Here is a 12,668-nt window from a genome sequence, read left to right on the forward strand (position 1 = left end):
GAAAGGAGCTCGAAGCACATTGGGTGCGCGTCTGCGATCGGCTTCGCAAGGAGATTGGGGACAAGGCTTTCAAGACGTGGTTCGGCGAGGTCGAGCTGGGTGAACTGAAGGCCGGCAAGCTGCGCCTCTACGCCCCGACGCGCTTCGTGCGCGACTGGGTTGGCCGCCACTATGGCGACCGCGTGCTCGCCTACTGGCAGTCGGTGAACACCGAGGTGAAGAACGTCGAGGTGAACCTCGTCCCGCCGCCGGCGCCGCGCCGTCCGAACGAGATCATCGCGATGCCGCCCGTGCCCTCGTCGCAGAACAGCCACCAGACGCCGATGCCGCGGATGGGGCCCTCGATCGGCCGCGGCGCCGACGAGATCTCCCAGAATCCGGAGGCGCGCTACACCTTCGCCAACTTCGTGGTCGGCAAGCCCAACGAGTTCGCCTATGCGGCGGCGCGCAACATATCCGAACAGGACATGCCGCTGCCCGAGCGCAATCCGCTCTACATCTTCGGCGGCGTCGGGCTGGGCAAGACCCACCTGATGCATGCGATCTGGCATGTCATCCGCGAGCGCGATCCCAAGACCCGCGTTCTCTACCTGACGGCCGAGAGCTTCGTGAACCGCTTCATCCAGGCGCTGCGCACGAAGAACACCGGCCAGTTCAAGGAACTGTTCCGCAATGTCGACGTGCTGATGGTCGACGACGTTCAGTTCATCTGCGGCAAGGAAGCCAGCCAGGACGAGTTCTTCTTCACCTTCAACTCGCTGGTCGAGCAGAACAAGCAGATCATCCTGTCGTCGGAGAAGCCGCCGAGCGAGCTGCAGGACATCGAGGAGCGCATGCGCTCGCGCCTGGGCAGCGGCCTCGTCGCGGACATCCATTCCTCGACCTACGAGCTGCGCCTGTCGATCCTGCAGACCAAGGCCGAAAATGCCCGCGTGCCGGTGCCGGTCAACGTGCTCGAGTTCCTCGCGCACAAGATCAGCACCAACATCCGCGAGCTGGAGGGCGCGCTGAACCGCGTCGTGGCGCACGGCCAGCTGATCGGCCGCGAGATCACCGTCGAGATGGCGCAGGACGTGCTGCACGACCTGCTGCGCCAGGCCGACCGCAAGGTCACGGTCGACGAGATCCAGCAGCGGGTGGCCGCGCATTACAACATCAAGCTGGCGGAGATGAGCTCGCCGCGGCGCGCCCGCTCGGTCGCCCGGCCCCGACAGGTCGCGATGTACCTCGCCAAGCAGCTCACGACGCTGAGCCTGCCCCAGATCGGCAAGCGCTTCGGCAACCGCGATCACACGACGGTCATGCACGCCGTGCGCAAGATCGAGGAACTCAAGGTTTCCGACCATTCGATCGCCGAGGACGTCGAACTCCTGAAGCGCCAGCTGCAGGGCTGAGCAGAACCACCGACACCAAATGTAGAACAGGCCCCGAATGGGGCCTGTTTTGCGTCGAACCACAGGCCCTAAATGCCTCTAGGAACAGCGAAATCGCTTCCCGCGGGCAGTCGGCGTGATATACTTTTCAACCGTTCCTGCGGCGTCTTTCGCGGCCCCGGGAACGGGCCACAAAAGAGATTTAATCCGGCCCTGACTACGGCGACCAAAACATGAAATTGACGATCGAACGGGCGGCCCTCCTGAAGGCCCTGGCCCATGTCCAGAGTGTCGTCGAGCGTCGGAACACGATCCCGATCCTGTCCAACGTGCTGATCACCGCCCAGAAGGGCCGGTTGAGCCTCGCCGCGACCGACATGGACCTCGCCATCACCGAATCGGTGGAGGCCAGCGCCTCCAAGACCGGCTCGACCACGGCGCCGGCCCACACGCTGTATGAGATCGTCCGCAAGCTGCCCGACGGCGCCCAAGTCGAGCTGGAAGCCGCTTCCGACAACAGCAGCCTGGTCATCCGGGCCGGCCGGTCGCGCTTCACCCTGCAGTGCCTGCCGCCGGCCGACTTCCCGGCGATGACCGAAGGCGACCTGCCGCACCGCTTTCAGCTTCCGGCGACAGACCTCAAGGCCATCATCGACCGGACGCGGTTCGCGATCTCCAACGAGGAGACCCGCTACTACCTGAACGGCATCTATTTCCACGCCGCGACCTCCGGGGCCACCCAGGTGCTGCGCGGCGTGGCGACCGACGGCCACCGCCTGGCCCGGGTCGAGGTGCCGCTGCCCAAGGGCGCCGGCGAGATCCCGGGCGTGATCGTGCCGCGCAAGACCGTGGGCGAGGTCCGCAAGCTGCTGGACGAAAGCGACGGCTCGGTCGACATTGAACTCTCCGACACCCGGATCCGCTTCTCCAGCGGCAACATCACCCTGGTCAGCAAGCTGATCGACGGCACCTTCCCGGACTACGAGCGGGTCATCCCGACCGGCAACGACAAGGTCCTGAACGTGCCGTGCAAGGAGTTCGCGAACGCCGTCGACCGCGTCTCGACGATCTCCACGGAGAAGTCGCGCGCCATCAAGCTGGCGGTCGCCAAGGGCATCGTCACGCTTTCGGCCACCAGCCCGGATGCCGGCAGTGCGACCGAGGAGATCGAGGTCGAGTACAAGGACACGGCCCTCGAAATCGGCTTCAACTCGCGCTACCTGCTCGACATCACCGAGCAGATCGCCGGCAGCGAAGCGCGCTTCCTGATGGCCGATGCCGGCTCGCCTACCCTGGTGCGTGACGGTGCCGACGAGAGCGCGCTCTACGTGCTCATGCCGATGCGGGTATGACGGCACAGGCCATCAGCGCCCTCGCCTACTCTTCCGACGCCGTAGCGGGCGCTGCGCCGGCACTCCTCGCCGTGCGCCAGCTTCGCCTGACCGACTTCCGCAACTACCGTCAGCTGCGCCTCGATTGCGGGATGGAGCCGGTCGTGCTGGTCGGCGAAAACGGCGCCGGCAAGACCAACCTGCTGGAGGCCCTCTCCTTCCTGGCGCCCGGCCGCGGCCTGCGCCGCGCCCGCCTCGACGAAGTCTGCCGCCGCTCGCGCAGCGAAGAGCCCCCGGCCGCCGGCTGGGCGGTCGCAGCCACCCTGGACACGCCGGAGGGCCGCGTCGCCATCGGCACCGGCCTGGAAGCCGGCCGCAGCGAGACCAGCCTGGCGCGCCGCGCCGTGCGCATCGACGGACGCCCCATGCAGAGCCAGACCGCGCTCGGCCGGCATGTCGCGGCGGTGTGGCTCACGCCGCAGCTCGACCGCCTGTTCCTCGACGGCGCGACCGAGCGACGGCGCTTCCTCGACCGGCTGGTGACGGCGCTGCACCCCGAACATGCCGGCGACGTCGCGGCCTACGAGAACGCGCAGCGCCAGCGCAGCCGCCTTCTGGGCGAGGGCAATCGCGATCCGCACTGGTTCACCGCACTAGAAGACACGATGGCCCGCCACGGCGTGGCGCTGGCGGCGGCACGCGCCGATACGGTGCAGCGACTCGATTCAGCCGCGCGGCTGGGCGTCGGCCCCTTTCCGCGCGCCTCGCTGGCGATGGCGGGCGAAGTCGACCGCTGGGTGGCCACGATGGCCGCGATCGACGTCGAGGACCGGCTGCGCGGCGAACTGGCGGCCAGCCGCCCGCGCGACGCCGAGGCCGGCACCACGTCCTGCGGGCCGCATCGCAGCGACCTCGCGGTGCGCCATCTCGACCTCGACCTGCCGGCGGCCGAGGGCTCGACCGGCCAGCAGAAGGCCGTGCTGGTCTCGATCGCGCTGGCGCATGCCAGGCTGGTGGCGCTGTCGCGCGGCCGGCCGCCGTTGCTGCTGCTCGACGAAATCGCCGCCCATCTCGATGCGGAGCGGCGCCTCGCGCTGTTCGACGAGGTGGTGGCGCTGGGCGTCCAGAGCTGGATGACCGGCACCGATGCCGAACTCTTTGCGCCGCTGGCCGGCCGCGCGCAGATCCTGCGCGTGGCAAACGGCTCGATCGCGGCGGTCTGAACTCCTTTCCGAAAGCCAGGACCATGAGCGACAACGACATCACGCCGGGCGCCGAGGACTACGGCGCCGATTCCATCAAGGTGCTGCGCGGCCTCGAAGCCGTCCGCAAGCGGCCGGGCATGTATATCGGCGACACCGACGACGGCACCGGCCTGCACCACATGGTCTACGAGATCGTGGACAACGCGATCGACGAGGCGCTGGCCGGCTATTGCGACAGGGTCGACGTGGTCCTGCACGGCGACGGTTCGGCCACGGTCCGCGACAATGGCCGCGGCGTGCCGACCGACATCCACAAGGAAGAGGGCATTTCGGCCGCCAACGTGATCTTCACGCAGCTCCATGCCGGCGGAAAATTCGACCAGAATTCCTACAAGGTCTCGGGCGGCCTGCACGGCGTTGGCGCGGCAGTGGTGAACGCCCTGTCGGAGCATCTCGACCTGCGCATCTGGCGCAACGGCAAGGAACACCACATCCGCTTCCGTCACGGCGAGCCGGAAGGCGACCTGCAGATCGTGGGCGAGGCAGACCAGGGACAGCACGGCACGGAAGTGACCTTCCTGCCCTCCACAGGGACCTTCACCAAAACCGAGTTCGACTTCGCCACGCTCGAACATCGCCTGCGCGAACTCGCCTTCCTGAACTCCGGTGTACGCGTCGTATTGACCGACGAGCGGGGCGCCGAACACAAGGTTTCGGAACTCTACTACGAGGGCGGCGTCGAGGCCTTCGCCAAGTATCTCGATCGCAACAAGTCGGTGCTGCACGACCCGCCGGTGTCGATCCGCGGCGAAAAGGAAGGCATCTCGGTCGAAGTCGCGATGCAGTGGAACGACAGCTATCACGAGACGATGCTGTGCTTCACCAACAACATCCCGCAGCGCGACGGCGGCACCCATCTCGCGGGCTTCCGCGGCGCGCTGACCCGCACGCTGAACAAGTATGCCGACGAGAGCGGCATCTCCAAGAAGGAGAAAGTCGGCCTCACCGGCGACGACATGCGCGAGGGCCTGACCTGCGTGCTGTCGGTCAAGGTGCCCGATCCCAAGTTCTCCTCGCAGACCAAGGACAAGCTGGTCTCCTCGGAAGTGCGGCCGGTCGTCGAGTCCGTCGTGGCCGACAAGTTCGGCCAGTGGCTGGAGGAACATCCCACCGAGACGAAGAAGATCCTGACCAAGGTCGTCGAGGCCGCGGCCGCCCGCGAGGCCGCGCGAAAGGCCCGCGAGCTCACCCGCCGCAAGGGCGCGCTCGACGTGAGCTCTCTGCCCGGCAAGCTGGCCGACTGCCAGGAGCGCGACCCGGCGCTGTCCGAACTCTTCATCGTCGAGGGCGATTCGGCCGGCGGCTCGGCCAAGCAGGGCCGCAACCGCGCCAACCAGGCGATCCTGCCGCTGCGCGGCAAGATCCTGAACGTCGAGCGTGCGCGCTTCGACAAGATGCTGGGCTCGGCGGAAATCGGCACTTTGATCACGGCGCTGGGCACCGGCATCGGCCACGACGACTTCAACCTCGACAAGCTGCGCTACCACAAGATCATCATCATGACGGACGCCGACGTGGACGGCTCCCACATCCGTACCCTGCTGATGACGTTCTTCTATCGCCAGATGCGCGACCTGATCGAGCGCGGCTACCTCTACATCGCCCAGCCGCCGCTGTTCAAAGCGGCCAAGGGCAAATCGGCGATCTACCTCAAGGACGAACGCGCGCTCGACGATCACCTCATCCAGACCGGTCTCGAAGGCGCCACGCTGGCGCTCGGCAGCGGCAGCGTCCTGGCCAAGGACGACCTGCGCAACACGGTGGACATCGCCCGCTCCGTCACCAATCTCGTGAAGCCGCTGGCGTTGTCGCGCCGCGTCACCAGCCAGGCCGTCATCGAGCAGGCCGCGATTGCGGGCGCTCTCAAGCCCGACGTGCTGGCCGATCCTGAACTTGCCAAGCAGACGGCCGACTACATCGCCAAGCGCCTCGATGTCGTAAGCCCGCTGCTGGAGAAGGGATGGACCGGCGAGCCGATCGCAGACGGCGGGCTGGCCTTCGTGCGCCGGCTGCGCGGCGTCACCGAGCGGCACGTGATCGATGGCCCGCTGACGCGCAGCGCCGAGGCACGCAAGCTCGACGCGCTGGCCGACGAGTTGCAGGCGGTCTACCAGAAGCCCGGCGTGTTCGCGGTGAAGGACAAGGAGACCCGGATCTCCTCGCCCACCGAGCTGTTTGCCGCCGTCCTCGAGGCCGGCCGCAAGGGGGTCACGATCCAGCGCTACAAGGGACTGGGCGAGATGAATCCCGACCAGCTCTGGGAGACCACCCTCGACCCCGAGGCGCGCACCCTGCTGCAGGTCAGGATCAACCATGTCGACGAGGCTGACGAGATCTTCTCGACCCTCATGGGCGACGTGGTCGAACCGCGCCGCGACTTCATCCAGGAGAATGCGCTGAAGGTCGCCAACCTCGATGTCTAGGATCCGCGACGTCCTGCTCGCCGCTGTGCTGCTCACCGGCCTCGCCGGAGCGGCATCCGCCCAGACCCAGTCGTCGACGCCCACGACCAATGCCGGCACCAAGCTCAATTTTGCGTCGAACCTTGGCGGCGCCACCTTCGAGCGCTCGGTCAACTATTCCGCCCCACCGGCCAACAATCCCGGCCTGGGCATGTCGTACTTCTATTCCACGCCCAAGCGGCTCGCGATCAGCGTGCAGGTGTTCGACCTCGGCCGCCGCGTGCCGTCGGGCAGCGACAATCCGACGGTGATCGGCCAGTTCAACAGCGAGCTCGCCTCGGCCGAACAGCAGTTCAAGTATGCCGGCTATACCGCCTTCCAGAAGCCGTCGGTGCCGTCGACCTGCACCTATGGCGCGGTGAGCTTTCGCTGCGTAACCTACAGCGGCGTCACCCAGGCCAACTCGCGGATCTACAGCAAGCTTCTGCTCACGGGCTTTCGCGACCATTTCATCAAGATCCGGATCGACTGGGCGCAGTCGCACCAGCAGACGGCGGCCGACGCCGAAACCTCGCTGCAGTCGTTCATCCCCGCGCTGATGCGCTGACCCGGCCGGCCCGCGCTTTCAGCGCAGGCCGAGTCTCCGAAACAATCCGACCGTCGTCATCAGCCCCAGCGTGACCAGGCAGAGGCCGCCGATCTGCAGTCCACCGGGAATCTCTCCCACGATCGGGATTCCGACCAGCACTGACAAGGCCGGCACGATGGCGGGGAACAGCACGGCGCGGCTCACGCCCAGGAAGATCACGGCCTGGCTGTAGGCGATCATGGTGATGGCTCCCTGCAGGCCGCCCTGCACCAGCCCCTGGAAGGCCAGCATGCCGAGCGGCAGCGCTTCGAGATGTGCCATGCCCATGATCCCAAGATACAGGGGCGTGGTCAGGACGAAGGACAGCACGGCCACGACCGCGGTCGCCTGCAGGGCCGGCAGGCGCCAGTGCCGCAGCAATAGCGTAAATCCCGCCCACAGCACGCTGGACGCGAAGAACAGGAGATCGCCCAGCCACGCGCGCTCGCCGGAAGGCTGGGTGAGGCCGTCCCAGCCGATCAGGAAGATGCCGGCCAGCACGATGGCGGCACCGGCCAGATGGCTGCGGCTCAATCGCTCTCGCAGGAACAGCGCGGCACCGATGGTACTGACGATGGTGACGGTCGAGGGTGCGATGACCGCGCCATGCGCCAAGGGTGCGAAGCCGTAGCCGCCGGTCTGCAGCAGCGCAAAGGGAGCGCCGCCGAGCGCCGTGAGGATGAGAGACCGGCGCAGGCCGATCCCGGCGAAGTCGCGCACGCCGTAGCGCAGGAGCAGAGGCAGCATGATCGCGCCGGCGACGACGTAGCGCGCGAAGATCATGTCGACCGCGCCGAGGCCCCCCAGAATGCCGGCACGCGCCGCCGCGAACGACAGCGATGCGCCCAGCGCCATGATCGAGCCGCACAGGAAGCCCCAATGTTCGCGCGTGACCCGTGGGGGCATGGGATCGGCCATGCAATGGCGCTAGCACGGAGTGGGCCAGCCGCGCACGAATTTTAGTGCGAACGCTCCAAAATCATGGTTCTGATGCCAACCATGGCCCGCCTGAAGGAATTCGACGAGGACAGCGCGCTCGACGCCGCCGTCGACTGCTTCTGGAGTCGCGGCTACGAGGCCACGTCCGTGCGCGACCTCGCGCGCGAGATGGGGATCGGCGGCGCCAGCCTCTACAACACGTTCGGCGGCAAGCGCGCCTTGTTCGAGCGCGTCCTCGAACGCTACGCCAACCGCTCGACACGTGAGCGCATCGCGCGCCTCGAGGCGAACCATCGGCCCCGCGAGGCGATCCGCGCCTTCCTCGCCGAAGTGATCGAGCGTTCGTTGAAGGACTCCGACTGCAAGGGCTGCCTGCTGGTGAACTCCGCACTCGACGTGGCGCCTCACGATCCCCAACTCGGCCGCGCGGTCACGGGCTACCTCGAGGAGATTCGCAGCTTCTTTCAGCGCGCTGTCGAGGCTGCCAACAAGGCCGGCGAGACACCGCCCGGCACCGATGCCAACGCCCTGTCGATCCATCTGCTGGGCGTGCTGATGGGCATGCGCGTGCTGGCACGCACCGGCGCACGGCGGCAGACGCTGGAAGCCGTGGTTCGCCCGGCGCTTGACCTGCTCGGGAGACCGCATTGATCGATCATCTGAACGAGGCCGCCCTGCGCGCGCTGCCCGACGACGTACCTGTCGTCATGCTGAACCTGATGCGTTTCCGCGAGCGCTCGCTCGATGGCAATGGCAGCGGCTGGGACGCCTATCTGCGCTACAGCGCGCTCACCATAAAGCTGATCAAGGCGCAGGGCGGTACCATCATCTGGACCGGCGATGCCGAAACGGTGGCGCTGGGCGAACCGGACCGCCACCGCTGGGATTACGTGGCACTGGTCCGCTATCCCTCTCGCGCCGCGTTCCTCGCCATGATGCATTCGCCCGAGTACGCGGCGGCCAATGTCGAACGCGAGAACGGCTGCAGCGACCACGCCATTGTCGCCACGCGCCAGACCTACAGCAACCTCAGCGAAGCCCGAACCAAGGAGTAGGCAATGTCATTGGCAGACAAACTCTCGGCAATGCGAGCCGCCAGCGCGGGGCGCCTTCCCGCGGACAAGCAGGCCATCATGAACAGGGCCACCGAAGATTTGCGCCGTGCGGGAATTCTCGACCGCATCGTGCCGGTCGGCAGTCGGATGCCAGCCTTCGCACTGGCCGACCACGACGGGCGTCGCGTCGACTCGGACGCTCTTCTCGCCGGTGGGCCGCTGGTCCTGTCCTTCTTCCGAGGATCCTGGTGACCCTACTGCCGACATGAGCTGGATGCTCTGCAAAGCGTGTACGCCGACATCGCGGGACTTGGCGCCAGCCTCGTCGTGATCTCGCCCGAACTGCCGGCGCGCACGGCCGACATGGCGACCAAACAGAAGCTCACCTTTCCGATCGTCTGGGACGAAAAGTCCGTGGTCGCGGAAGCCTTTGGCCTCGCTTTCACCCTCCCCGATGACCTCAGGGAAGTTTACCGGAGCCTCGGCATCGATCTGCCGCTGCGCAATGGCGATGCCTCGTGGCAGCTGCCGGTTCCCGCACGATTCGTCGTCGACGGCGAGGGTATCGTGCGCTCGGTCGAAGCTGACGTGGACTACAAGTACCGGCCCGAACCGGAACCTACCGTCGCGCTCTTGCGCGACATCGTTGCGGGCTGAGGCCAAACGGAAGGAACAGGGGAAACAAGCTCATGGTCAAACGTCTCAGCGACATGCCGGAGGTCGAGGCCCACCATCTCCGGCGCATCGAGTGTCCCACCTTCGACGACACGCCCGCCCTGCCCGGCAAGCCGCTCAACGGGCGCCGCGTCGCGCTGATCTCGACGGCGGGCCTGCACCGTCGTGGCGACCGGCCGTTCCGCCCCGGCGACGGCAGCTATCGTGTCATCCCGGCCGAGACGCCGGCGCGCGACCTAGTCATGAGCCATATCTCCGTGAACTTCGATCGCACCGGCTTCCAGCAGGACCACAACGTCGCGTTTCCCATCGACCGGCTGCGCGAACTGGTCGAAGAGGGCGTCGTCGGCTCGATGGCCTCCATGCACTATTCGTTCATGGGCGCTTTTCCGCCCGATGCGGCCGAGCCGCATGCCCAGCATCTCGCCGGCCTGCTGAAGCAGGATGGAGTCGACGCGGCCCTGCTCGTCCCCGTTTGACCCGCCTGCACGCGCGCCGTGGGCGCGCTGGGCCACTTCCTCGAGCGTCAGGGCATTGCGACCGCCAGCATCAGCCTGGTGCGTGAGCACACCGAAACGATCCGGCCGCCCCGGGCCCTCTGGGTCACCTTCGAGCTGGGCCGGCCGCTCGGCATCCCGGACGATGCCGACTTCCAGCGCCGCGTGCTGCGCGCGACGGCAGAGCTGCTCGAGCGCACCGACGGGCCGTTGATCGCCGACTATCCCGAGGACGTCGCCGAGGAGGCCGACTTCACAGGCTGGGCCTGCCCCATCAACCTCGCCCCGACCGCCGTCGACACCCTGGTGGCCGAGATCGACCGTTTGGCGACCTGGCACGACCAGGCCATCGCGAAGACCGGTCGCACGACCGTCGGCGTCTCCGGCCTCGACATGCCAGCCGCGGGCGCGCTGCTCGCGTCGGCATTGGACGGCGAGCTGCCCCCTGCGCAAGCGCTCAAGGAAGCCATCGACGATCTTCGGGCCTATTACCTCGAAGCGGCGTCGGCCTTTCCCGATCCAGGCACGCCGAAGATGCGCAAGGCCTGGCTGTGGGACGAGACCCTGTTCGGCAAGGCGCTGCTGACGCTACAGCCGAAGCTCGCCGCCAGCACCGATCCGCAGCACAGGATCCTGGCGAACCTGACGTTGATACCCGCGACCGAGCGATACCGGCTGGAAAAAGCCTAGAGCACCATCTGCGTCTGCGTCACCACCGCCACGAGCTTGCCTTCGGCGGTGGTGATGCGCGTCGTCCAGACCATGGTGCGGCGGCCGCGATGCACCGGCGTGGTCTCGCCGATCACCGTGGTGCCGACCGGCGCCGGCCCCACGAAGTTGGTCTTGCTCTCGATCGTCGTGGTGCCCTTGCCCTCGGGCAGGTTCAGCACGGTGGCGGCGGCGCCCAGCGTGTCGGCAAAGGCCATGACGGCGCCGCCATGCAGGATGGCGGGCCGCGTGCAGAGTTCGGGGCGGACGACCATCTCGGCCGTCACGCCCATCTCGCTCGCGGCCGTGAACTTCAGCCCCAGGACCTCGGCGAATGGCAGTTTGATGTCGTTCAGGAGCTGAAGCTTGTCCATGGTCGTTCCTCTCTTCGGCGTCTAGTTGGCGGTGCTGATCCGGCGCAGGCCGAGATACTCGAGGATCGCGAGATCGGCCACGATCAGCGCGACGACCACGATGCCCGCGATCCCCGCCAGGGTCCACGAGGCCGGCAGCATCAGCAGCACGGCGCTGATCGCCACCCAGGAAGCGTCGAGGACGAAGATCGCCCGCGCCCAGCCGAGCGGCATGTCGGTGCGCGAGGCGATCCAGCCGCACACCGCGCCGAAGGCCACGAAGCCGAGGCCGAGCAGTTCCAGAACGATGGCGAGATCGAGCCCCAGCACCTGCACGGGCGCGTGGGTGGCCATCGACGCGAAGGGGGTGGCCAGGGCCGCCAGAATTGCGCCCGAGCCCACCGACAGGATGGCGTTGGCCCAGAGAGTGCGGCGAAGCAGGCGATCGGATGAAGCGTTCATGTCGTCCTCCTTGTGTTGCGGACGCCTTGGAAATCGCATCGCGCCGACCCTTCCTCAATTACCGGACAGGTAATCGGCGCACCGTCGCCGCGATGCTAGGGTCCGACCCATGAGCATCGCCTCCTCGTCCCCGCCCGACATGTTCGGGCCCATGCTGCGCTCGTGGCGCCGTCGTCGCGGCGCCAGCCAGCTCTCACTCGCCCTTCAGTCGGGCGTGTCGCAGCGCCATGTCAGCTTTCTCGAATCGGGCCGCGCGCGTCCCAGCCGCGAGATGGTGGTGCAGCTCTCGACCGCACTCGATGTGCCGCTGCGCCAGCGCAACGAGATGCTGCTGGCAGCGGGCTTCGCGCCGGCCTATCGCGAGAGCAACCTCGCCGCGCCCGAACTCGCGCCGGTGCGCCGGGCTATCGATTTCATGCTGAGGCAGCAGGAGCCCTATCCCGCGGTCGTGATCGACCGGCTGTGGAACCTGCTGCAAGCCAACGAGGCAGCCAACGCCTTCACCCTGTTCCTGTTCGAGGGCATGCCGCCCGCGCCGCCGCCGGGCAAGGGCCCGAACCTGCTGCGCTGGATTCTCGATCCCTCTGCCTTGCGCTCCAAGATCTCCAACTGGGAAGAGGTCGCGCGCTATCTCGTGTCGACGACCTACGCCGAAATCCTGGCGGCCGGCGGCGAGCCCAGGGCGCTGGCTTTCATCGAGGAGATCATGGCCTATCCCGACGTGCCGGCCTCGTTCCGCAAGCTCCGCTTCGAGGAGCGGCCGGCCCCGATGCTGACGGTCGACTACCTGGTGGGCGGCAAGGCCCTGTCGGTGTTCACCACCATCGCCACGCTCGGCACGCCGCAGGACATCACCCTCCAGGAAGTCCGGGTCGAAAGCTTCTTCCCCGCCGACGACCGCAGCGACGCGCTGTTCCGGAGCCTGGCGGCCAAACGCTGAGAGCCGGCCTGCCAGCCGGGCGGGGCGGATGGCGCAACCG

Annotated in this window: 14 protein-coding genes and 1 pseudogene; 12 read left to right on the top strand and 3 right to left on the bottom strand. The window is 67.3% G+C overall.

Going from position 1 to position 12,668, the window contains the following annotated elements:
- The first annotated feature begins 23 nt into the window (after positions 1-23).
- The 5 genes from dnaA to KQ910_RS05120 all read left to right on the top strand — a co-directional run bounded on the left by dnaA (position 24) and on the right by KQ910_RS05120 (position 6,978).
- Complete coding sequence (gene dnaA, locus KQ910_RS05100; protein ID WP_216957393.1) at positions 24-1,394, top strand: chromosomal replication initiator protein DnaA; 1,371 nt, start codon at positions 24-26, stop codon at positions 1,392-1,394.
- 212 nt (positions 1,395-1,606) lie between these two features.
- A complete protein-coding gene (gene dnaN, locus KQ910_RS05105; protein ID WP_216957394.1) occupies positions 1,607-2,725 on the top strand; it encodes a DNA polymerase III subunit beta in 1,119 nt (372 codons plus the stop codon).
- Positions 2,722-3,927 carry a DNA replication/repair protein RecF gene (recF, locus tag KQ910_RS05110; protein ID WP_216957395.1) on the top strand — a complete coding sequence of 402 codons (1,206 nt, stop codon included), beginning with the start codon at positions 2,722-2,724 and terminating at the stop codon, positions 3,925-3,927. The genes dnaN and recF overlap by 4 nt, the downstream gene beginning before the upstream one ends.
- A gap of 23 nt (positions 3,928-3,950) precedes the next feature.
- Positions 3,951-6,392, top strand: coding sequence for a DNA topoisomerase (ATP-hydrolyzing) subunit B (gyrB, locus tag KQ910_RS05115; protein WP_216957396.1), 2,442 nt, complete (start codon positions 3,951-3,953; stop codon positions 6,390-6,392).
- Positions 6,385-6,978, top strand: a complete 594-nt coding sequence (locus tag KQ910_RS05120) for a hypothetical protein (RefSeq protein ID WP_216957397.1) — start codon at positions 6,385-6,387, stop codon at positions 6,976-6,978. The genes gyrB and KQ910_RS05120 overlap by 8 nt, the downstream gene beginning before the upstream one ends.
- An 18-nt stretch (positions 6,979-6,996) precedes the next feature.
- Here KQ910_RS05120 and KQ910_RS05125 read toward each other — a convergent pair whose 3' ends face one another.
- Positions 6,997-7,917, bottom strand: coding sequence for a DMT family transporter (locus KQ910_RS05125; RefSeq protein WP_216957398.1), 921 nt, complete (start codon positions 7,915-7,917; stop codon positions 6,997-6,999).
- A gap of 63 nt (positions 7,918-7,980) precedes the next feature.
- On the opposite strand from KQ910_RS05125, the gene KQ910_RS05130 reads away from it, so the two are divergent.
- The 6 genes and pseudogenes from KQ910_RS05130 (at position 7,981) to KQ910_RS05155 (ending at position 10,855) form a co-directional block, all read left to right on the top strand.
- Positions 7,981-8,589, top strand: a complete 609-nt coding sequence (locus KQ910_RS05130; RefSeq protein ID WP_229600327.1) for a TetR/AcrR family transcriptional regulator — start codon at positions 7,981-7,983, stop codon at positions 8,587-8,589.
- On the top strand, positions 8,586-8,993 hold the full coding sequence (locus KQ910_RS05135; protein ID WP_439653317.1) for a DUF1330 domain-containing protein: 408 nt from the start codon (positions 8,586-8,588) through the stop codon (positions 8,991-8,993). Before KQ910_RS05130 ends, KQ910_RS05135 begins: the two co-directional genes overlap by 4 nt.
- A 78-nt stretch (positions 8,994-9,071) precedes the next feature.
- Positions 9,072-9,245 carry a thioredoxin domain-containing protein gene (locus tag KQ910_RS05140; protein ID WP_216957399.1) on the top strand — a complete coding sequence of 58 codons (174 nt, stop codon included), beginning with the start codon at positions 9,072-9,074 and terminating at the stop codon, positions 9,243-9,245.
- Positions 9,246-9,257: 12 nt separating this feature from the next.
- Positions 9,258-9,650 (top strand): annotated as a pseudogene (locus KQ910_RS05145) (redoxin domain-containing protein); the annotation flags it as partial.
- The gene (locus tag KQ910_RS05150) at positions 9,647-10,147 is read left to right on the top strand and encodes a glycine/sarcosine/betaine reductase selenoprotein B family protein (protein ID WP_216963603.1); all 501 of its coding nucleotides are present in this window, start codon (positions 9,647-9,649) and stop codon (positions 10,145-10,147) included. The pseudogene KQ910_RS05145 and the gene KQ910_RS05150, both read left to right, overlap by 4 nt.
- Positions 10,148-10,165: 18 nt before the next feature.
- Positions 10,166-10,855, top strand: a complete 690-nt coding sequence (locus KQ910_RS05155) for a hypothetical protein (RefSeq protein WP_216957401.1) — start codon at positions 10,166-10,168, stop codon at positions 10,853-10,855.
- Here KQ910_RS05155 and KQ910_RS05160 read toward each other — a convergent pair.
- Positions 10,852-11,247, bottom strand: coding sequence for a PaaI family thioesterase (locus KQ910_RS05160; protein ID WP_216957402.1), 396 nt, complete (start codon positions 11,245-11,247; stop codon positions 10,852-10,854). The two genes, KQ910_RS05155 and KQ910_RS05160, sit on opposite strands and share 4 nt — an antisense overlap.
- Positions 11,248-11,268: 21 nt before the next feature.
- Positions 11,269-11,688, bottom strand: coding sequence for a hypothetical protein (locus KQ910_RS05165; protein WP_216957403.1), 420 nt, complete (start codon positions 11,686-11,688; stop codon positions 11,269-11,271).
- Positions 11,689-11,797: 109 nt separating this feature from the next.
- On the opposite strand from KQ910_RS05165, the gene KQ910_RS05170 reads away from it, so the two are divergent.
- Complete coding sequence (locus tag KQ910_RS05170) at positions 11,798-12,628, top strand: helix-turn-helix domain-containing protein (RefSeq protein ID WP_216957404.1); 831 nt, start codon at positions 11,798-11,800, stop codon at positions 12,626-12,628.
- Positions 12,629-12,668: the final 40 nt, after the last annotated feature.

Origin of the sequence: Reyranella humidisoli (genome assembly GCF_019039055.1) — a bacterium.
Classification (GTDB): Bacteria; Pseudomonadota; Alphaproteobacteria; order Reyranellales; family Reyranellaceae; genus Reyranella; species Reyranella humidisoli.

Coding starts and splice junctions, on each gene's coding strand:
- gyrB (WP_216957396.1), top strand. CDS start 3,951: ATGAGCGACAACGACATCACGCCGGGCGCCGAGGACTACGGCGCCGAT.
- recF (WP_216957395.1), top strand. CDS start 2,722: ATGACGGCACAGGCCATCAGCGCCCTCGCCTACTCTTCCGACGCCGTA.
- KQ910_RS05160 (WP_216957402.1), bottom strand. CDS start 11,247: ATGGACAAGCTTCAGCTCCTGAACGACATCAAACTGCCATTCGCCGAG.
- KQ910_RS05120 (WP_216957397.1), top strand. CDS start 6,385: ATGTCTAGGATCCGCGACGTCCTGCTCGCCGCTGTGCTGCTCACCGGC.
- KQ910_RS05125 (WP_216957398.1), bottom strand. CDS start 7,917: ATGGCCGATCCCATGCCCCCACGGGTCACGCGCGAACATTGGGGCTTC.
- dnaN (WP_216957394.1), top strand. CDS start 1,607: ATGAAATTGACGATCGAACGGGCGGCCCTCCTGAAGGCCCTGGCCCAT.
- KQ910_RS05165 (WP_216957403.1), bottom strand. CDS start 11,688: ATGAACGCTTCATCCGATCGCCTGCTTCGCCGCACTCTCTGGGCCAAC.
- KQ910_RS05170 (WP_216957404.1), top strand. CDS start 11,798: ATGAGCATCGCCTCCTCGTCCCCGCCCGACATGTTCGGGCCCATGCTG.
- KQ910_RS05130 (WP_229600327.1), top strand. CDS start 7,981: ATGGTTCTGATGCCAACCATGGCCCGCCTGAAGGAATTCGACGAGGAC.
- KQ910_RS05140 (WP_216957399.1), top strand. CDS start 9,072: ATGAACAGGGCCACCGAAGATTTGCGCCGTGCGGGAATTCTCGACCGC.